The sequence below is a fragment of the Paenibacillus mesotrionivorans genome (assembly GCF_046098205.1).
Classification (GTDB): Bacteria; Bacillota; Bacilli; order Paenibacillales; family NBRC-103111; genus Paenibacillus_AR; species Paenibacillus_AR mesotrionivorans.
Genome location: NZ_JBJURJ010000002.1, coordinates 152,345 through 171,876, shown reverse-complemented (window position 1 = coordinate 171,876; position 19,532 = coordinate 152,345). Strand labels below are relative to the sequence as shown.

At 54.9% G+C, this 19,532-nt stretch carries 16 protein-coding genes; 12 read left to right on the top strand and 4 right to left on the bottom strand.

Annotation, left to right across the window (positions count from 1 at the left end):
• Nucleotides 1-2: 2 nt before the first annotated feature.
• Nucleotides 3-1,595, bottom strand: coding sequence for a stage V sporulation protein B (spoVB, locus tag ACI1P1_RS03200; RefSeq protein WP_416214916.1), 1,593 nt, complete (start codon nucleotides 1,593-1,595; stop codon nucleotides 3-5).
• Nucleotides 1,596-1,773: 178 nt separating this feature from the next.
• On the opposite strand from spoVB, the gene ACI1P1_RS03195 reads away from it, so the two are divergent.
• From ACI1P1_RS03195 to ACI1P1_RS03170, 6 genes are all read left to right on the top strand, one after another.
• A complete protein-coding gene (locus tag ACI1P1_RS03195) occupies nucleotides 1,774-2,052 on the top strand; it encodes a post-transcriptional regulator (protein ID WP_416214915.1) in 279 nt (92 codons plus the stop codon).
• Between the two features lie 201 nt (nucleotides 2,053-2,253).
• Entirely contained in the window at nucleotides 2,254-3,486 is a 1,233-nt protein-coding gene (gene secD / locus ACI1P1_RS03190; RefSeq protein ID WP_416214914.1) for a protein translocase subunit SecD, read from the top strand.
• Nucleotides 3,476-4,411: a protein translocase subunit SecF gene (gene secF / locus ACI1P1_RS03185; protein ID WP_416214913.1), complete on the top strand. Its 936-nt coding sequence runs from the start codon at nucleotides 3,476-3,478 to the stop codon at nucleotides 4,409-4,411. Before secD ends, secF begins: the two co-directional genes overlap by 11 nt.
• Before the next feature lie 179 nt (nucleotides 4,412-4,590).
• Nucleotides 4,591-5,544, top strand: a complete 954-nt coding sequence (locus ACI1P1_RS03180) for a cation diffusion facilitator family transporter (protein WP_416214912.1) — start codon at nucleotides 4,591-4,593, stop codon at nucleotides 5,542-5,544.
• Between the two features lie 22 nt (nucleotides 5,545-5,566).
• A complete protein-coding gene (gene recJ / locus ACI1P1_RS03175) occupies nucleotides 5,567-8,008 on the top strand; it encodes a single-stranded-DNA-specific exonuclease RecJ (protein ID WP_416214911.1) in 2,442 nt (813 codons plus the stop codon).
• On the top strand, nucleotides 8,005-8,517 hold the full coding sequence (locus ACI1P1_RS03170; RefSeq protein ID WP_416214910.1) for an adenine phosphoribosyltransferase: 513 nt from the start codon (nucleotides 8,005-8,007) through the stop codon (nucleotides 8,515-8,517). The genes recJ and ACI1P1_RS03170 overlap by 4 nt, the downstream gene beginning before the upstream one ends.
• Nucleotides 8,518-8,887: 370 nt before the next feature.
• Here the strand turns inward: ACI1P1_RS03170 and ACI1P1_RS03165 are convergent, their stop codons facing one another.
• Both ACI1P1_RS03165 and uraA read right to left on the bottom strand, forming a co-directional pair.
• Nucleotides 8,888-9,067, bottom strand: a complete 180-nt coding sequence (locus ACI1P1_RS03165; protein ID WP_416214909.1) for a hypothetical protein — start codon at nucleotides 9,065-9,067, stop codon at nucleotides 8,888-8,890.
• 161 nt (nucleotides 9,068-9,228) lie between these two features.
• Nucleotides 9,229-10,497, bottom strand: coding sequence for a uracil permease (uraA, locus tag ACI1P1_RS03160; RefSeq protein WP_416214908.1), 1,269 nt, complete (start codon nucleotides 10,495-10,497; stop codon nucleotides 9,229-9,231).
• Nucleotides 10,498-10,820: 323 nt separating this feature from the next.
• Between uraA and ACI1P1_RS03155 the strand changes: the two genes are divergently transcribed.
• The 3 genes from ACI1P1_RS03155 (at nucleotide 10,821) to ACI1P1_RS03145 (ending at nucleotide 13,878) form a co-directional block, all read left to right on the top strand.
• Nucleotides 10,821-13,016 (top strand): RelA/SpoT family protein, encoded by a 2,196-nt coding sequence (locus ACI1P1_RS03155; RefSeq protein ID WP_416214907.1) that lies wholly within the window; start codon nucleotides 10,821-10,823, stop codon nucleotides 13,014-13,016.
• A 172-nt stretch (nucleotides 13,017-13,188) separates the two neighbouring features.
• A complete protein-coding gene (dtd, locus tag ACI1P1_RS03150) occupies nucleotides 13,189-13,629 on the top strand; it encodes a D-aminoacyl-tRNA deacylase (RefSeq protein ID WP_416214906.1) in 441 nt (146 codons plus the stop codon).
• A gap of 60 nt (nucleotides 13,630-13,689) precedes the next feature.
• A complete protein-coding gene (locus ACI1P1_RS03145) occupies nucleotides 13,690-13,878 on the top strand; it encodes a hypothetical protein (RefSeq protein WP_416214905.1) in 189 nt (62 codons plus the stop codon).
• A gap of 81 nt (nucleotides 13,879-13,959) precedes the next feature.
• Here the strand turns inward: ACI1P1_RS03145 and ACI1P1_RS03140 are convergent, their stop codons facing one another.
• Nucleotides 13,960-14,700, bottom strand: a complete 741-nt coding sequence (locus tag ACI1P1_RS03140; RefSeq protein WP_416214904.1) for an SDR family oxidoreductase — start codon at nucleotides 14,698-14,700, stop codon at nucleotides 13,960-13,962.
• Between the two features lie 162 nt (nucleotides 14,701-14,862).
• On the opposite strand from ACI1P1_RS03140, the gene ACI1P1_RS03135 reads away from it, so the two are divergent.
• The 3 genes from ACI1P1_RS03135 (at nucleotide 14,863) to ACI1P1_RS03125 (ending at nucleotide 19,517) form a co-directional block, all read left to right on the top strand.
• Entirely contained in the window at nucleotides 14,863-15,864 is a 1,002-nt protein-coding gene (locus tag ACI1P1_RS03135; RefSeq protein WP_416214903.1) for an AraC family transcriptional regulator, read from the top strand.
• A 50-nt stretch (nucleotides 15,865-15,914) separates the two neighbouring features.
• The gene (locus ACI1P1_RS03130) at nucleotides 15,915-17,426 is read left to right on the top strand and encodes a coproporphyrinogen III oxidase (protein WP_416214902.1); all 1,512 of its coding nucleotides are present in this window, start codon (nucleotides 15,915-15,917) and stop codon (nucleotides 17,424-17,426) included.
• A gap of 132 nt (nucleotides 17,427-17,558) precedes the next feature.
• Nucleotides 17,559-19,517, top strand: coding sequence for an FAD-dependent oxidoreductase (locus ACI1P1_RS03125; protein ID WP_416214901.1), 1,959 nt, complete (start codon nucleotides 17,559-17,561; stop codon nucleotides 19,515-19,517).
• Nucleotides 19,518-19,532: the final 15 nt, after the last annotated feature.

The window sequence follows — 19,532 nt, the reverse complement described above, 5'->3', positions numbered from 1 at the left end:
ACCTATTGCTTATTCTTAAAAAAGGGAAGCCGGCCGAAGTCGCTTTTATCCACCAGCTTCAGTATGACGGCAGCAGCAAGATAGATGGTGAACCCGGCGGCCGCCGCCAGGAAAAAACGGAGCAGGCCGGAGGAGATGAAATCCATCCCGTAAACTGCCCAGCAGGTAAGCCCCATCAGAGCCATGGCTGCGCCTGTCCGCAGGAATTCCGCCGGCTTCATGGAAAAACGGAGCATTTTGGATACGCTGCGGTAATGCATCAAGGTGACAAGTACGGTATTCAGGTTAATGGCCATTACCGCGCCGAGAATGCCCATACGGGGGTTGGAGGCCAGGAGGAGAATCAGCGCCAGCTTAGCCGTTGTCCCAACGGTTGTGTTGACCAGCGCCGTCCCCGGCCTGTCCAAAGCCTGAAGGGCAGCCTGCAGGGGAGCCTGGAAGTAGATGAACAACGCGATGGGGGCCATCATTTTGAGCATGATGCCGATTTCAGTTTGTCCGTAGAGAAATTGGCACAGCGGATCCGCCAGAATATACATCATCACAGCAAAGGGAGCCCCGGTTACCAGCGCCAGACGCAAGGATTGGTGCAGCCGCATGTGAATCGTCCGCATGTCCCCTCTGGCTGCAGCCTCCGACAAGGAAGGAACCAGCGAGACGGATAAAGAGAAGGTCAGTGCGCTGGGCAAAAGAAGGATCGGGATAACCATCCCCTGCAGCGCCCCGTATTGAGCGGTGGCAATGGCAGTGGCGATACCCGCTTTGGCCAGGGATTGGGCAGTCAGAATGGATTCGAACAAATAAGAAGCGGAGCCTACAAGCTTGCTGGCGGTGACGGGGACTGCGATCCTGACCATTTGCTTAAGAGCGGCAATTCCGCCCATGTGCTGCGGATTTTTGCCGATGACGGCTTTATCATATAGAAGATAGTCCTTCCGGGTCCATGCATACATGAGCAGCATCACCAACATCCCCCCCAGCTCACCCGCCAGCACCCCCAGCATAGCTCCGGCAGCGGCATATTCCAGCCCGTAGGGCAGCATAAGCCAGGACAACAGCAGCATACCGGCTATCCGCACCAAAGTTTCGCAGGTTTGGGAGAGGGCGGTGGGAATCATATTCCGCCTTCCCTGGAAGTAGCCTCTATAGACGGCGGAAACGGATACGATCAGAATAATGGGGCTCATCACCTTGAAGGTGGTGAACACTCTTTTGTCTGTCAGCAGGTGGGACGTGATCCAATCCGCACCCAGATAGCAGATACCCGTAAACAGAATGCCAAGACCGATGGACAGAACCAGGGATACCTTCATCACCTTGCGGACCTTTCCCTCATTGCCTGCCGATTCCGCCTCCGCCACCAGCTTGGCCACAGCCAGAGGAATCCCGCCCGTTATCACCGTCATCATCATCAGCATGAAGGGGTAACCCAGCTGGTACAGGCCCACCCCCTCCGCACCGATAATCCGGGGCAGAAGAATGCGCGGCACAAAACCAAGGAGGCGGTTCAGAATGCCGGCCGCTACCAGAATTAAGGTCCCGCCTATGAAGGATTGTTTTGTGATCCCTTTAATGGTTGTCCGCTTTTTCGACATGCGATCCCTCTTCTCGTACAGCATTATCTTTACATGGATATGCAGCCCGTCCCGCGACTGATGCTAAATTTATGAAAATCCGGTGGACAGGCAGGAAAAAGGGAAGCTGCGGCGAAATACTTCTTGAAGTAACTTAGAGCCAATTTACTTGAATCCGCGAAGGGCAGGTGCTTAGCCGTTGGGGGATGAAGGACGGGAAGTGGAGCAGGAACTCGCTCCGGATGAAGCGAAGCTGAACGCGATGATCGAGGAGCTGTGCATCAGCAAGGCGAAGGAATTCCGGCAAATTGGCTATGAGCATGTTACGGGGGAGGATATTTGGGATTGTATCAGCGAGAAGTACAAGAAGAACGGCAATCCTGCCTTGCATAAAGTGGTAAACGACATCTTATCGCTTAAGTCCACCCAATTCATGAACTGGATGACGCTGAGTGTATACAGGGGGCCGTTAAAATAGCGGCGCTTTTTTTCTTTGTGGAAAAATGCCGGTTTTACCATGGCCAGACCCGTCTGTGCCGGTTCTTTCTGCTGTTCAAAAGCGGAGGCGGCCCGGGGGCGGCAGGAGGGGCTTTTAGTGCGAATTTCCGTAAATTGACTCGAAGTTTGCAGGTGGTTATAATGGGACTATTGGAGTGAAGAAGGAAGGGGAAAGCATCTCATGAAAGCCAAAAGGTTAGTTGTTTTTTGTGCCATCGTGGTCATTTGTTTGAGCCTGACGGCAATTTTCAGCCCGAACGTCATTAAGGGGCTGCGGCTTGGATTGGACTTGAAGGGCGGATTTGAAATTCTGTACGTGGCCACTCCCGTAGAGGAAGGCGGCAAGGTAACTAAAGCGGCCCTGATTGAAACCGCACGCAATCTGCAGAAGCGGATCGACGCCCAGGGTATTGCAGAGCCGGATATCACTACCGAAGGCAGTGACCGGATCCGCGTGAAGCTTGCGGGTGTGACGGATGAAGCCAAAGTGCGGGAAACCCTCAAAAAACCCGCCAACCTGACCTTCCGTGCGCCGGACGGCACCATTATGCTGAACGGAAGCGATTTCGTGGCAGGCGGCGCCAAGGTGGAATTCGACCAGGCCCATCAGCCGTATGTCGCCATTAAATTGAAGGACGCGGCCAAGTTCGGTGAGGTAACCGGCAAGCTGGTTGGACAAACCCTCTCCATCTATCTGGACGAAGAAATGAAATCCAGCCCGACGGTTAATCAAGTTATCAATTCGGACACCGCCTCCATTACGGGGCGTTACACCTATGATGAAGCCAAGGAAATGGTGGATATCATCAATCTGGGCTCTCTGCCGTTGAACCTGACGGAGAAATACACCCAAAGCGTAGGCGCAACCTTAGGCCAGCAATCCTTGAAGCAGACGGTGGAAGCCGGGCTTATCGGTGCCGTGCTCATTCTGGCGTTTATGATCTTCTTCTACAGGCTGCCTGGCATTGTCGCTTCCATTACCTTGATTACCTATATGTTTATCGTGCTGGTTATCTTCAACTGGATGAACGCAACCCTTACCCTGCCCGGCATTGCGGCGTTAATTCTGGGTCTCGGCATGGCGGTTGACGCCAATATCATCACCTATGAACGGATTAAAGAGGAAATCCGGACAGGCAAGAGCATGTTGTCTGCTTTGAAGGCGGGGGCCAAGCATTCCTTCCGCACCATTCTGGATGCCAACGTGACCAACATCATCTCTTGCGCCGTGCTGTATTACATCGGGAATGGGGCCATCCGCGGCTTTGCCCTGACGCTGATCATCAGTATCCTTGTGAGCATGCTGACCAACGTATTTCTCTCCCGGATTCTGATTGAGCTTCTGGTTAAGGCGAACATTTTCAAAAAGCCGGCATATTACGGTGTAAAGGAGTCGGAAATCCGTGCACTCTAAAATCCATTACGATTTTATCAAGAACCGCAACCTGTTTTTTATCGGCTCCATTCTGATTACTCTGGTAGGTCTGGTGATGCTGGTCATCGCCACCATCTCCCCCAGTGTGGACTTCCTGCATTACGGCGTTGACTTCAAGGCCGGTACAACCATCGATTTGACCATCGGCAAAACCGTGGATAAAGCGGAGGTGGAGAAGCTGTTCCAGGACGCGGGCCACAGTCCCAGCGTACTGACCATCGGCGGCAATAACGACCGTGTCTCCGCCCGTTTCGACGAAACCTTAAACGACGACTCCGTCAAGCAGGTCACCGGAGCGTTCACCCAAGCCTACGGCTCCGGCGTCTCCGCCGAGATTAGCGCCGTCAGCCCGGACATGGCTACCGAAATGGGCCGGAAGGCCATTATGGCCGTAGCCATTGCCAGCCTTTGCATCTGCCTGTATGTTACGATCCGGTTTGAATGGCGGTTTGCCGTTTCCGCGATTATTACCATTTTGTACGATGCCTTCTTCGTGCTTTCAATATTCTCCATCTTCCGGTTTGAGGTGGATCTTCCCTTCGTGGCGGCGGTGCTGACCACCATCGGTTACTCCATCAACGACAAAATCGTTATTCTGGACCGGATCCGCGAAAACATGCGCTTTGCCAAAATCAAAACCGAGGAAGATCTGGCAGACGTGGTCAACCACAGTATCTGGCAGACCATGGGACGCTCCATCAACACGGTTATCACTGTATTGTTTGCGGCAGTAAGCTTGTTCATTTTTGGCAGTGAGGCTATTAAGCTTTTCGCATTGGCCAAAATTTTCGGCCTGGTGAGCGGTGTGTATTCGTCCATCTGTCTGGCTACGCCGCTGTGGTACCTTCTGCGCAAGCGGAAGATCCATGCGCCCCAAAAGCCTGTTTTGACTACCAACCCGTAATATAGTAACCGCATTGCAAGCTTGAACAAAGCAGCACCGGACGATCCACTTGAAACGGCGGGGACGTATGAGGAAGAAGCGTCTTCGCCCGACGGTGGGTCCTTTCTTTCATAAGACAGGGAATGAACCCATCCGGCCTTCGGTATGGCTCATGTTATTTCAGGATAAGGAGTGGCGGAATGTCGGAAACACGATTTGGAAAGGCGCAGACGGCCGCTTGGATGGGCATCATCGGGAATTTGACATTAGCCGCCGTCAAGGGGACCATCGGGTTTTTCGCCGGCAGTAAGGCACTGATGGCGGATGCCGTAAGCTCCGCCTCGGATGTTGCCGGTTCGGTGGCTGTGCTGGTGGGGATTAAAGCCGCAAGAAGGCCCGCAGATGCGGATCACCCTTATGGCCATGGCAAGGCTGAGCCCATCGCCGCAATTGTTGTGTCGGTGCTGATGATCGTCATCGGCATTGAGATCTGCAAATCCTCCCTGGATTCGCTGCGGAGCGGAGTACAGCAGGCTCCCGAGTGGATCGCGCTTGTGGCGTTGGCCATTTCCGTTCTTGTGAAGGAAGCGTTGTTCCGTTATAATTACTCGCTTGGCAAAAAGCTCTCCAGCCAAGCGCTGCTGGCCGGGGCTTGGGACCACCGGACGGATGTGTTCGCCTCTATGGCGGCAGGTGCAGGTGTCTTGGGTGCCATGGCAGGGGATCTGTTCGGCCAGCCCAGGCTTTATATGCTTGACCCTCTGGCAGGTATATTCGTTTCACTATTGGTGCTGCGCACCGGCTACAAGATGATCCGGGAGTCGGTCCACAATACCATGGACCATGTTCTTCACGAAGAGGATGCCGCCGAACTGGTCCAAACGGTACAGCGGATCAACGGGGTCATTACCGTTGACGGGCTCCGGGCGCGCGAGCATGGCCATTATGTCATTGTTGATGTGAAAATCAGTGTCAATCCGAAAATTACGGTAGCGGAAGGCCATGAGATTGCCAAGCTGGCCAAACAGCATCTTATGAAACGGTTTATTCATGTATCGGATGTACTGGTCCATGTTAATCCCTACGACCCGGGTTATCCCTACAAAAACAATGTTGATCCCGAGCAGGATGAAATGCCTACGCTCTTGCATTGACGTGTTAAGGCTGAGGTGAGTCATGCTGGAAGCAAAAGCAAGATGGAGAATATCTGAAGACAAAGAGGATGAGGCGGAGGAAACAGCCGGCAGACTGGCTGCAGAGCTATCGCTTCATCCTCTTGTAGCCCGGCTCCTGGCCGTGCGCGGTTGGACACGGGCGGAGGATGCCCGGCGTTTTCTGTACGGAGGCGCCGAGCTCTTCCATGATCCCTTTTTGCTCAAAGGAATGGCGGAAGCGGTCAACCGTATCCGCCATTCCCTGCGGGAAGGCGAAAAAATCCGCATTTACGGAGATTACGATGCCGACGGGATTAGCAGCACCACATTGATGATTTTTCTGATGAAACGGCTGGGCGCCTGTTACGATACATATATTCCCCACCGGATTCATGAAGGCTACGGCCTGAACCGGGAAGCGCTGGACCAGGCTGCAGCCGCAGGGGTCAAGCTGATTGTCACTGTAGATACGGGCATCAGCGCCAAGAAAGAAATTGCTTATGCTGCCGGGCTGGGCATGGATGTGGTGGTAACCGACCACCACGAACCGCCTCCGGAGCTGCCGGATCAGGCTGTTGCTCTGGTGAATCCCAAGCAGCCGGACTGTCCGTATCCGTGCAAGGAGCTGGCGGGGGTAGGTGTGGCCTTCAAGCTGGCCCATGCGCTGTTGGGCGAGCTGCCCCGGGAGTGGCTGGAAATTGCGGCTATCGGTACGGTGGCGGATCTGATGCCTCTGGTGGATGAGAACCGGCTGATCGTCAAGCTGGGTCTGGAGCAGATGCGTCATACGGCCAATCTGGGGCTAAAGGCGCTTCTGGACGTAGCCGGAGTCGAGCGGGGTTCGGTCAATGAGGGGCACATCGGCTTCTCCCTGGCGCCGCGGATTAATGCCAGCGGCCGGATGCAGCATGCGAATCTGGCGGTCCGCCTTCTGACTACCGAAAGTGAGCAGGAGGCAAGCCATCTGGCCTACGATCTGGATGTGCTGAACAAGGAACGCCAGAAAACCGTAGAGGACATGATGAAGGAGGCCATGGCCCTGCTGGACGGGCGGGATATGGACAGCCAGCGGGTGATTATTGCAGCCAAGGAAGGCTGGAACGTGGGTGTGGCCGGCATTGTAGCCTCCAAGCTATTGGAGCGGTTCTACCGGCCGGTGATCGTGTTCGCCATCGACGGGAAAACCGGGGTGGCCAAAGGCTCCGCCCGCTCCATCGCCGGATTCGATATTCATCATGCATTAACGGAATGCAGCGGTCTGCTGGAGCATTTCGGGGGCCATCAGGCGGCCGCAGGATTGACACTCCGGGCGGACTTGATCCCCGAGCTGGAGGATCGTCTCTCCCGGCTGGCATTGGAGGAGCTGCAGCAGGAGGATCTGACCCCGATTATCCAGGCGGACCTCTCATGCTCCTTGGCCGAGACCACACTATCCTGTATTGAGCAGCTCAGTGTGCTGGCCCCTTTCGGAAGCGGCAACCCGTCGCCACGGTTCGTCTTCAACAAGCTGCGTATTGCCGGCAAACGAACGATGGGCAAGGACAGACAGCACCTGAAGCTGACGCTGGAGGAACCCGTTGAAGCGGCGCCAGCCTGCAGCGTGGAGGCCGTCAGCTTTAATTGCGGCACGGCTGCAGAGCGTCTGGCCATGGCGTCCTCCTTGGACCTGGTCGGGGAGCTGTCGGTGAATGTGTGGAACGGCTCCCGCAAACCGCAGATCCTGATTCACGATATGCGGGTCAGCGAGCCTCAGGTATTCGATTGGCGCGGAACCGCTGCGAAGAAGGGAATGCGTCCGCCGGAGCTTCCGGAGGGGAGCGGCATCCTGATCTTTTACCGGAACGCAGCAGACGGGTTACCGGAGGAATGGCGGCATTTCCCGCTGTGGCTGATTGAGGAAGGGATGGAGGAGGACCCCCGTCCCATGAACCGGACAGCCCTTCTAACCGACGTCCGCGACCTGCGGGATGTAGTGCTGTATACTCTGCCCTCGGGCAGGGAGTCTCTCGACAAAATCGTGGCATTGCTGGACAAGCTCCGCAGGGTGTATGCTGTATTTGCCGATGCCTCCGGTATCGGGGGAGCCAGGCTGCCGGACAGAGAGGTATTTAAGCAGTTCTATGCCTTACTCGTCCGGGAAAAGGAGCTTAATGCCGGGGATGCCCGGGTATGGCCTGCTTTGAAGAAGCGGTTTGGTTTGGAGGAGCCTGCAGCCCGGATGCTTCTGGTCATATTTGAAGAGCTGGGTTTTGTCAGGAAGGAAGGTTTGCGGTATTACGCGGCGGAAGCCGTCCAGAAGCGGGATTTGACCCAGTCGGCCCTATACAGGCGGATGATGAACCAGGACCGCATGGAGCAATTATACATTTACTCCACCGCCGCCGAGCTGCGGGAGCTGATTCTGGAAGCCCGCTCCGACGGTGAAGAGTCCACTTTAGAAAGCAAACGGAGGATGAACCGATGAACTTTAAAGATTACATCCGGGTGATCCCGGATTTTCCCCAGCCGGGCATCAGCTTCAAGGATATTACCACCCTGCTGCAGGATGGACCGGCCTACAGGGCTTCCATTGAAGCACTGAGGGAATTGGTTAAGGAGAAGGAAATCGACCTGATTGCCGGACCCGAAGCCAGAGGTTTTGTGGTGGGAGCGCCGCTGGCGTATTCCCTCGGAGTAGGCTTTATCCCCATCCGCAAAAGCGGCAAGCTGCCTGCTGAAACCATTGAGGAGGACTATGCCCTGGAATACGGCAAAGACAAGCTGGCCATGCATGCCGATGCTATCCGTCCCGGCCAGAAGGTGCTGATTGCCGATGATCTCTTGGCTACCGGCGGAACCATCTCCACCTCGGTAAACCTGGTGCGCAAGCTAGGCGGCGATGTTGTGGGCGCGGCCTTCCTGATTGAGCTGGAGGAGCTGAACGGCCGCGGCAAGCTGGATGGAATTGATGTGTTCAGTCTGTTGACGTACTAAGCTAGTGTTAGAAAAAGGAGGCAGCCGGATTCGGCTGTCTCTTTTTTTGAGGCTGTCGAGTGCGAGGCACAGGACGTCGTAGCTGCCGGGCAATATGAACCTGGTAACGGAACTAAGAAGCCCTTAAAGCAGAAAATCGACTTCGTATGAAACCTAACGAAACTGAGACACCCTTAGCGGACAAAATCGCTGCCATTGAGTGCTGAGTTTGTGTGTAAGGGCGTCTAAGTTCCCTTAGCTTGCCTGAAACAGATATTTTGGCGGCTAAGCGCTTCTCAGTTCCGTTACACTTGGTAGCGTGGTCCCCCCCAGAAACAAAAAAGCCCGGGAGTCCCGGGCGTGATGTCATGTGGATTGTATGGATAACTGCTTAGAATGCGTATTGGCGGAACAGCTCTGCAGTCACATTTTCGTCGGAGGCTTCGACCTGAAAGCCCTTTTCGCTCCAGCAGGTATGGCTGGCTTCCTCGGTTTCGCAGGAATGGGCGCCTTCACAGGTATAGCAGAAGTGGAGCAGGCTTTGAGTGGTTTTGGTTTCGTGTTGATGCATTACAGCCACGTCCTCTCGAATTAGTATGAGCTTAGCTTACCACAAGAAGGACACTTATATTGTGATTTATTTCACATTTTATTAGAATTATTATTAGCAAATAAAACCAGCCCGGCTCTGCTTCCAGAACCGGGCTGTTAAGGGTAGTGCTATGCGATCAACTATTCGTTCATCAGGTTGAGCTTTTCCAATGCTTTGAAGAAGAGGCTCATAACAATGGCGATCACGGTGGCCAAAGCCATACCCTTCATGCTGAAGGTGCCCCAGGTTAAGCTTGCGCCGCTGATGCCGATGACCAGCACGATGGTGGTCAGAATAATGTTCACCGGTTTGGAATAGTCGACCTTGGATTCAACAAGCATCCGGATACCCGAAGCAGCGATGATACCGAACAAAAGCAGGGACACGCCGCCCATAACCGGATTGGGAATCGATTGGATCAATGCGGCCAGCTTGCCGCAGAAGGACAGGATAATGGCGAAGATAGCAGCTCCGCCGATGACCCAGATGGAATAAACCTTGGTCAGGGCCATAACTCCGATGTTCTCGCCGTAGGTGGTATTGGGTGTGGAGCCGAAGAAGCCGGAGAGAATAGTGGAAATACCGTTACCGAAAAGTGAACGGTCCAGACCCGGGTCCTTGGCCAAATCCTTGCCGACAATATTGCTGGTTACGACCAGATGGCCGATATGCTCGGCGACAACAACAAGTGCTGCCGGTGCAATGGTGGCGATGGCCGTCCAGCTCCATTTGGGGGCGTAATGCTTGGGCAGTTCAAACCAGCCTGCTTCCTTTACGGCTGTGAAATCGATCATGTCATAACCCAGCCAAGCAACCAGATATCCCACGATAATGCCAATCAGGATCGGGATGATTTTGAAGAAGCCGCGGAACATAACGTTACCGATCACAACAACACCGAGCGTAATAATGGCTACAGTAATGGCTGCACTATCAAAGGGAACATCCTCCGCCTTGATGAAACCGGCTTGTCCGGCTGCAACCGGAACAAGCTCCAAACCGATAACCGCTACGATTGCGCCCATGGCTGCGGGAGGGAAAACCACGTCAATCCAGCTAGTGCCGGCAAGTCTTACAATAAGCGCGACCACACAGAAGATGAAGCCGACCACAATAAAGGCACCAAGTGCATAATGATAGCCTTCAATGCCGGAATATTCTTTCAGGACGGCAGTGACAGGGGATAAGAAAGCGAAGCTGGAACCCAGATAGGCAGGGATTTTGCCGCGGCAGATCAGGATGTACAGGAGGGTGCCGATACCGTTCATCAACAGTATGGTGGCGGGGCTTACGCCAAAGATAATCGGGACCAGCACAGTTGAGCCGAACATGGCGAACAAATGCTGGATACTTAAGGGAATGCTTTCTGCGAGCGACGGGCGCTCGTCTACCTGGATAACACGCTGCACGTTCTAATTCCTCCTGATTCGTGATAAAATAATCGTTTCGACAAATCTTTCAGTTTTTCTCCAACGAACATATTAACAGAAATCATTGGCATTGGATATGCCTTTCTTCCGCTATGTCAGGTATTTTTCACAAGGGGCCGGAAATCCGTCCGATATGGAGTTTGTCGCTTCGTACCGCAGGAAATGAACTTGCCTCTATAAAGTGCTACAATTAATGATAATTTTACAAAATGCATCAGGTTTATGTCAGGTATTCTTGACGGGCGGTAGGTTTCAAGGGCATAATGAATTAAATCGACATAAAAGGAAAGGATCTCTCGCGAATGAGCATCGAGCAGCTCCTGGAGAAAGCCTCTGCATACATGAAAGAAAGCGACCTCAAGCGAATCAGGGAAGCTTATGATTTTGCTGAGCGTGCCCATTCCGGGCAGCTGCGCAAATCGGGAGAGCCTTATATCCTTCATCCCCTTGCGGTGGCAGACATTCTGATCGGCATGAATATGGACACCACCTCGATTATCGCCGCCCTTCTGCATGATGTGGTGGAGGACACAACCGTGTCCCTGGAAGTGGTGGAGCAGCAGTTCGGTCATACCTGTGCCATGCTGGTGGATGGTCTGACTAAGCTGGAGAGGATCAAGTTCAAAACTAAGGAAGAGCAGCAGAATGAGAACTACCGGAAGATGTTCGTGGCCATGGCCCAGGACATCCGCGTGATTCTGATTAAGCTGGCTGACCGCCTTCATAATATGAGGACCCTGAAATTCCAGTCGGAGGAGAGCCAGCGGCGGATCGCTGACGAAACGCTGGAGATTTTCTGTCCCATTGCCCACCGGCTCGGTATATCTGCCATCAAGTGGGAAATGGAGGATATTGCCCTTCGTTACCTGAACCCCCAGCAGTATTACCGCATCGTCAATCTGATGCAGAAGAAGCGGGCGGAGCGGGAGCAATATATCGCTGATGTTATTCAGAAGATTAACGAAAAGGTAAGCGAGATGGGGATTGACAGCGATATCTCCGGACGCCCCAAGCATATTTACAGCATCTACAACAAGATGACCGTCAAGAGCAAGCAGTTCAGTGAAATCTACGACCTGCTTGCCATCCGTGTCATTGTGGACAACATCAAGGACTGTTATGCCGTTCTCGGCATTATCCATACCTTATACAAGCCTATGCCGGGCCGGTTTAAGGACTATATTGCCATGCCCAAGGCCAACATGTACCAGTCTCTGCATACTACGGTGATTGGTCCAACGGGCGAACCGCTGGAGGTGCAGATCCGCACCTGGGAAATGCACAAAACCGCGGAATTCGGTATTGCCGCCCACTGGGCCTATAAGGAAAACGGCTCCCAGCCGATTACCGCCAGCTTCGGCACCGGCAACAAGATGAATATGTTTACGGATATTCTGGAGCTGCAGCAGGAAGCCAGAGATGCGTCAGAGTTTATGGAATCTCTGAAGGTGGATTTTTTCTCCGACCTGGTATTCGTGTTTACCCCCAAAGGGGAGGTTATTGAGCTGCCGGCTGGATCGGTGCCCCTGGATTTTGCCTACCGGATTCATACGGAGGTGGGCAACCGGACCATTGGAGCCAAGGTTAACGGGCGGATTGTGCCCTTGGACCACCGGCTCAAAACCGGGGATATTGTGGAGATTCTCACCTCCAAGCATTCCTACGGACCCAGTCAGGACTGGCTGAAGCTGGCTCAATCGTCCCATACTAAAAGCAAGATCAAGCAGTTTTTCAAAAAAGAGAAGCGGGAAGAAAATGTGGAGAAGGGCCGCGATGCCATCGAGCGGGAAATCCGCCGTATCGGCTTCGAACCCTCCCAAGTGATGGCCGATGATAAGCTTATGGAGGTTGCCGGTAAGTTCAACTTCCATGATATCGACGATATGATGTCCGCTGTTGGTTTTGGCGGGATTACGGCTGCGCAGATCTGCACCCGGCTAACGGAGAAGCTGCGCAAGGAGAAGGAGCAGGAGGAAACCCAGCGGCAGCTGGAGGAGGCGGCCAAGGAGGTCAAAACCGCCCCTGCGGAGAAAAAGGGCCGTCCTACCCACGGTGTCCGGGTTATCGGCGTGGATAACGTCCTGGTTCGTTTCGCCCGCTGCTGCAATCCGGTGCCGGGTGACAGCATCATCGGCTACATTACCCGCGGCAGAGGGGTTTCCGTACACCGCAGCGACTGCCCCAATATTCCCACGGGAGACGGGGATGAGGGCAACCGGGTCATCGAGGTGGAATGGGTGGATTCGGTGGAGGCCAACTACAGCGTGGACATCGAGATTACCGGCCATGACCGCCGCGGCCTGCTCAATGAGGTGCTGCAGGTGGTTTCCGAAAGCAAGACCATTATTTCTGCCGTTTCGGGCCGTTCGGACAAGAACAAGATGGCCTTGATCCAGATGACCATTCTGATCCGGAACATCGACCATTTGCAGTCTGTGGTGGATAAAATTAAGCGCCTGAAGGATGTGTACTCCGTCCAGCGGATTATGCAGTCATAATAAATCCCCCCAAAAGTGAACTGAAGCTCTGAAGCGTATTCCGATTACTTTTGGGGGAGCCCCCAAATTACAAAACCTTAAATTCCTTAATCAAAAGGCTGTCCGGTTGGAACGGTGATGCGCCGTCGGCCGGACGGCTTTTCCATTTTTCCATTGAAAGGAAGCGGAGATTGTGAGAGTTGTGGTGCAAAGATGCAAGGAAGCGTCTGTGACGGTGGAGGAGCGGGTTACCGGGGCCATAGGGCCTGGGCTGATGCTCCTGGTGGGGATCACCCATGAGGACACTGAGGAGGACGCCCGGTTTGCGGCGGAGAAAATCGCCAATCTGCGGATTTTTGAGGATGACGGCGGCAAAATGAACTTGTCCGTGCTGGAAACGGGGGGAGCCATTTTGTCGGTTTCCCAATTTACCTTGTACGGGGATTGCCGGAAGGGTAGACGCCCTAACTTTATGGCAGCCGCCCGGCCGGAGCAGGCAGAGCCGCTGTATGAGCGCTTCAATGCCCTTCTGCGGGAGTTGGGGCTTCAGGTGGAAACCGGTGTGTTCGGTGCAATGATGGACGTCAGCCTGGTGAATGACGGCCCGGTAACATTAATCGTCGAGACCAAGTAAGAGAGCTTCAAAGAATGAAGCGCCGGCTTTCTGGCAAAACTGTGGATGAAGGAAAGAAACTTGAAAGCCAAAGGACCGACACCCATGAGACAATCCATGAAAGCGGCAGCTATCCTGGGGATGCAGGCGGAAGCAGCCTTCGGGCAGACGGAAGCGGCATCCCTGATGCTGGCGGACGGCAGGCAGGAAGCGCCGGCGGGTAACACCGGCGGCCCGCGGCAGCAGCCGTGGCTGAAGCCAGGGAGATGACAGTCGGATCAGACAAAAAGCAGGCGGCGTTTCCTCTTAGTGGGAGGAGCGCCGCCTGTTTGGTTATGTGCTTGTCTCGTCTTACACCATACCGCCGTTCACATAGACGGTTTGTCCGTTAATCCAGCGCCCCGGGCCTGCCAAGAAGGCGATCACCTCGGCAATATCCTCCGGCATGCCCAGACGCCCTATGGGATTCAAACCGGCCATCCGGCGGATGGTCTCTTCATCCTTTCCCTCGAGAAAAAGCTCGGTAGCTGTGGGTCCCGGGGCTACCGCATTTACGGTGATGTTCCGGCCGCGGAGCTCCTTGGCCAGGACAGGGCTGATGGCGTCCACAGCGCCTTTGCTGGCAGAATAGGCGGCATAGGTAGGCAGCGCCAGCTTGGTGACGGAGGTGGACAGGTTGATGATGGCGCCGCCGTCACGCACGCAACGGGCCGCCTGCTGGTTCACTACAAAGGTACCGCGGATATTGGTGCGGTGCATACGGTCCAGCTTATCCAAATCAAAATCCGCAACCGTATCCAGAACCATCAGTCCGGCGGAATGAACGACTACGTCCACACCTCCGAACACCTCCTCCGCCCGGGTGAAGGCTGCCGCTACCGCTTCCGGCTCCGCCACATCGGCTTGCACTGCCACAGCGCGTCCCCCTGCGGCTTCTATTTCAGCTACGGCGGCGTCAGCCTCTGCATGGTTGTTGGCATAAACAATCACAACCGCCTGCCCCTCCCGGGCGAGTCTTACGGCTGCCTGTCTGCCGATGCCTCTGGAGCCTCCGGTGACGATGGCTACTCTGGATAGATTGGTTTGGGTCATACTGCATTCCTCCTGTAGGTTCATGTTACGTTCAGCATAAATCAGACCGGCCGCCGGGCGGTAGAACGATCCTCGCCGGTTCTTGTCTAAAACTCCAGGTTACGCTAAGATGCTACTAAAAGCACCGGTGAACTTAATAACAGCCCCAGGGAGATGAGAAGGATGCGGACATACGCGGAAACGGATTATTTGCCGGGTCGGAGGCAGGAGCTGCAGGAGCTGGCGGAAAAACATACAGTGGGCAACGGCATTCAAGCTACAGCGGTCCCGGCTCTTTTTCTGATTCGGGAGACGGAGGTGTCCCAGCCTTTGTCCACCGTATACGAGCCTTCCTTATGTCTTGTGCTTCAGGGGGCCAAAACCGTCGCCCTGGAGAAGGAGCACTACCGGTACGACGCTTCCTCCTTTTTGATCGTATCCGTCCATTTACCCACCAAGGGGCAGATTGTGGAGGCGTCTCCGGACAAGCCGTATTTATGCGTAAAAATCCAATTTCAGGCTGAAAACATCTGGCGCCTGCTGGAGGAGACGGGCTTCCGGGGCGATAAGGTACGCGGCAGAGGTCTGCAGCGGGAGGAAGCTTCCGGCAGTGGGGAGTTGGCTGCCCGGGGTCTGGCAATCGGCAAACTGGAGTTTGAGCTGGCGGATGCGGTGCTGCGTTATGTCCGGCTCCTGGAGCGGCCGCAGGATATTCCCATTCTTGGTCCGGTCATCCACCGGGAAATTATGTACCGGCTGCTTCAGGACCCGCAAGGGCGACTGCTGCGGGATTTTGCTGCGGGAGGCAGCCCTGCCCGGAGGATTGCCCAGGTTATTGCGCATATCCGGGACAACTATGATAAGCCGCTGCCTGTGGCCTATTTGGCAGAGCTGGCCAATATGAGCGCTTCCGCCCTGCATGGTCATTTTAAAGCCATAACCGGCATGAGCCCGCTGCAATACCAGAAGCAAATCCGGCTCCAGGAGGCCAGAAGGCTGCTTCTGTCGGACCAGTCGGATGCAGCCGGCGCGGCCTACCGGGTGGGCTATGAAAGCCCCTCCCAGTTCAGCAGAGAGTATACCCGGTTGTTCGGTCTGCCCCCCGCAAGCGACCGGAAACGCCGTCAGCATGCGGTGCAGGACGGCCCCGCCATTTTCTTCGCCCCTGACAATGTGGTACACTGAGTAGGTTGGGAATTTTGGCGAAAAACGTATCGGAAAGGGGAACTGTGCCGATGAGAATATCCCTGATTCGTACGGGGTTTGATGATTTTCTGAATGAAATCTACCATATTTGCAAGCTGTTTTTTGCGGATGTGGAATGGGTGGAGGACGGTGGAGAGGCTGCCGAGCTGACCATTCGTACTTCACTTGAGTATGCCGGAGATATCTCCTCCGCCACTGCGGCGGTTTCCCTCCATGATGCGGCCGGAGCCCTGCTCTGCCGAGAGGAGGATGTCCGCGCCCTGCCTTCGGCCGGCTCCGAGGCGGTCCGCCGGGAGTGTAAACGCGCTCTGGGCAGGGCTCTGCTGAAGTGTCTGCAGACGTCTACCGGTATGGAGCAGCCCTGGGGGATTCTGACCGGTGTGCGGCCCATGAAGCTGATGCACAATTTCATGATGAAGGAATCCATGGACACCTGCCGGCAGGTGCTGCGGGAGGATTACCTTCTCTCTCCGGAGAAGGTGCGGCTGTTGTCGGAGATAGGCGAACGGCAGCTCCGGGTCATACCCGACCTGTTCCGGATGGAGCGCCAGGTCAGCTTGTATATCGGGATCCCCTTTTGCCCCACCAAATGTGCCTACTGCACCTTCCCGGCGTACGATATCCGGGGCAATAACGGCTCCGTCCAATCCTTTCTCAAGGGACTGCAATACGAAATCCGCCAGGTGGGAGACTGGCTTGCCAGAACCGGCATGTCTGTCACCACGGTGTATTGGGGCGGAGGCACCCCTACCAGCATCGAGGCGGAGGAAATGGATGAGCTGTTCCAGGTGCTGCACCAATCTGTGCCCGGTATGGCCGGGATCAGGGAGCTTACGGTGGAGGCGGGTCGTCCGGATACCATTACCCCCGAGAAAATTGCAGTGATGAAGCGGTGGAAGGTGGACCGGATCAGCATCAATCCCCAAAGCTTTACCCAATCCACCCTGGATACCATCGGCAGACATCATACCGTCAAGGAGACGGTAGAGAAATACCTGCTGTGCCGGGAGCTGGGGATGAACAATATTAATATGGACCTCATTTTGGGCTTGCCCAATGAGGGCTTGCGGGAGCTGGAGATCTCACTGGAGCAGCTGGAGCGGCTTATGCCGGAATCGCTGACGGTGCATACTCTGTCCTTTAAGCGGGCGTCAAGGCTGACCCAGAACCGGGAGCGTTACGAGTTGGCGGAGCGGGACGAGGTCCAGGCAATGATGGCGAGGACAGTAGAGTGGACCAATGCCCACGGCTATAATCCCTACTACATGTACCGGCAAAAAAATATTCTGGGCAACCAGGAGAACGTCGGCTACTCCCTTCCAGGCTACGAAAGCCTCTACAACATTCTGATGATGGAGGAGCGCCAGACCATCATCGGGTTAGGCTGCGGCGCCGTGAGCAAAATAATGGGACCGGACGGAGCGGTGGAGCGTTTTCCCAATCCCAAGGAGCCGTCCGTCTACAACAGTGCCTACCAGGAGTATACCAAGCGCAAGCTCGACCTTATGGATTTGGTGCTGGGCACCGCTCCCAAGGGTTGAAGCACAGCAATCAACGAAACAATCCCCCGGAGGCGGCGGAGTCTCATAGAGAGCTCCCTGCCAACCCGGGAGGGCCCCCGTATGAAAAATGCGGTTTACTCACGCATTTTCACATAAAAAGGAGGAGAAAAATTGTTCCGCAATAAATGGTTTATTCTCGCTATGACGTTTGTGCTTTTGTTGGCTATCGGTGGACCCTATCTCGTATGGAAGGAAAAATACGGAGGGGGGCTTCATAACGGTACAGCGGAGTCCCAGGAGCTGGAGGCTGTCAAAACAGTCAAGGCTCCTTCGGATACATATGACGTCATTGTGGTAGGCACGGATCCGGAAGGTGTGGCCGGTGCTGTAGCCGCCTCCCGCCATGGGCTGAAGACCTTATTGGTGGATGGCCGCAGCCGGGAAATCCTGGGCGGGCTTATGACTCTGGGCTGGCTGAACTCCCTGGACAACAACTATGACCAGGCCAGCTACGACTGGCTGGCGCCTAAACCCAATGTGATGAACAAGGGGATTTTTCAGGAGTTCTATGATGGTATAGAGGGAACCTCCTTCGATGTGACCACAGCGGCGAATGTGTTCAACCGGCTGGTGGCCAAGGAGAAGAATATCGATGTTCTTCTGAAGACTCAAAGCATAACGCCTGTCCTGGGGGAAGGCAAGGAAGGCGCCAAATTGGTGACCGGATTGGACATTACCCTGGAAAACGGGGAGAAGCGCACAGTCAAGGCCAAAGCGGTGCTTGACGCCACCCAGGATGCGGATGTGGCAGCGGCGGCCGGTGCTCCCTTCAGCCGGGGGCGGGAGGATCTGAATGATCCCGACTCGCTGATGGCGGTGACAGCAGTATTCCGCCTCAAAAATGCGGACGACAGCTTCTGGAAAGAAGTCCGCAAATATCTGGACAACGATAACGATAGCAATACCGGAGCGGATACGTACTCTGCCTTCGGCTATGGCGATATCAAGGAGTACAAGGCCCAGAACCCCACCAAGGCAAGAATGCGGGGGCTTAACATCGGGCGCAATAATGATAACACCATCTTGATTAACTCCCTGCAATTATTCGGGGTAAATCCCTTTGATCCGGCCTCCATCAAAGAGGCGTTTGCGGTGGCCGAACAGGAGCTGCCCCATGTGCTCCAATTTATTAAGGAGAAACATCCGGAATTCGCCAAGCTGGAGCTGGACGGTGTGGCTCCGGAGCTGTATGTGCGGGAATCCCGCCATATTTACGGTGAGTATCGGCTTTCTATACTGGATTTACTGGAAAACCGCGATCAATGGGACCGGATTGCCTTCGGTTCTTATGCAGTGGATATTCAAAGCACCGGTCCCAACGACCCCGGCGCAGTTTCCATGGAGCCCCACAAGTATGCGGTTCCGTTCCGCAGCATTGTACCGCAGAAGGTGGACGGGCTTCTGGTCGTAAGCCGTTCGGCCAGCTATGACACCCTGCCCCATGGGAGCGCCCGGGTTATCCCTCTGGGAATGGCGGTAGCGGAGTCTGCGGCGGCAGCGGCTAAGGTCTCTATTGATCATAACGTTACCTTCCGCGAGCTGTCCAAGTCCAAGGAGCAGGTGGCCCAAATGCAGGATCTTGCTGTCAAGAAGGGGCTGGAGCTTGCGCCTTACACGCTTCCGAGGCAGGCTTATCAGGATCATAAGGCTTATCCGGGCTTGAAGGCCGTAGTCTATACAGGCCTTGTGAACGGGTCCTACGGCAACGCAAACTTTGATCCCAAGGAATTGGACAAACCCAGCAATCCGCAGCGGTTTGTGAATCAATTTGCAACACTTAAAAAGCGCTATCCCCAATCCTTCAAGGGGACCTCCTCCAATGCCATTGCCGGTATGGATGCCGACAAGGCCAAAACCGATCCGCTGACGCTGCAGCAGGCGGCATACACCATTGCCCGTGCGTCCGGGCTTACGCTGAAGCCCGAGCAGGCGGAGGCGGAGCTTCTTGCCAAGCGGCTGCTGAAAGAGGAGACCTTGAAGCTGATTGCCGACAAGGGGAAGCTGACCAACGGAGAATCTTATCTGCTGATTAAGGATGTTTTGGAGAACCTGGTGAACCTGCGCTTCTAAAACAAAAAAAGCCAT

What these genes read in the sequence shown, in the direction of transcription:
- ACI1P1_RS03180 (WP_416214912.1), top strand. Translation starts at nt 4,591, where the DNA reads ATGTCGGAAACACGATTTGGAAAGGCGCAGACGGCCGCTTGGATGGGC.
- ACI1P1_RS03165 (WP_416214909.1), bottom strand. Translation starts at nt 9,067, where the DNA reads ATGCATCAACACGAAACCAAAACCACTCAAAGCCTGCTCCACTTCTGC.
- ACI1P1_RS03135 (WP_416214903.1), top strand. Translation starts at nt 14,863, where the DNA reads ATGCGGACATACGCGGAAACGGATTATTTGCCGGGTCGGAGGCAGGAG.
- ACI1P1_RS03130 (WP_416214902.1), top strand. Translation starts at nt 15,915, where the DNA reads ATGAGAATATCCCTGATTCGTACGGGGTTTGATGATTTTCTGAATGAA.
- recJ (WP_416214911.1), top strand. Translation starts at nt 5,567, where the DNA reads ATGCTGGAAGCAAAAGCAAGATGGAGAATATCTGAAGACAAAGAGGAT.
- secD (WP_416214914.1), top strand. Translation starts at nt 2,254, where the DNA reads ATGAAAGCCAAAAGGTTAGTTGTTTTTTGTGCCATCGTGGTCATTTGT.
- ACI1P1_RS03155 (WP_416214907.1), top strand. Translation starts at nt 10,821, where the DNA reads ATGAGCATCGAGCAGCTCCTGGAGAAAGCCTCTGCATACATGAAAGAA.
- spoVB (WP_416214916.1), bottom strand. Translation starts at nt 1,595, where the DNA reads ATGTCGAAAAAGCGGACAACCATTAAAGGGATCACAAAACAATCCTTC.
- ACI1P1_RS03170 (WP_416214910.1), top strand. Translation starts at nt 8,005, where the DNA reads ATGAACTTTAAAGATTACATCCGGGTGATCCCGGATTTTCCCCAGCCG.
- ACI1P1_RS03140 (WP_416214904.1), bottom strand. Translation starts at nt 14,700, where the DNA reads ATGACCCAAACCAATCTATCCAGAGTAGCCATCGTCACCGGAGGCTCC.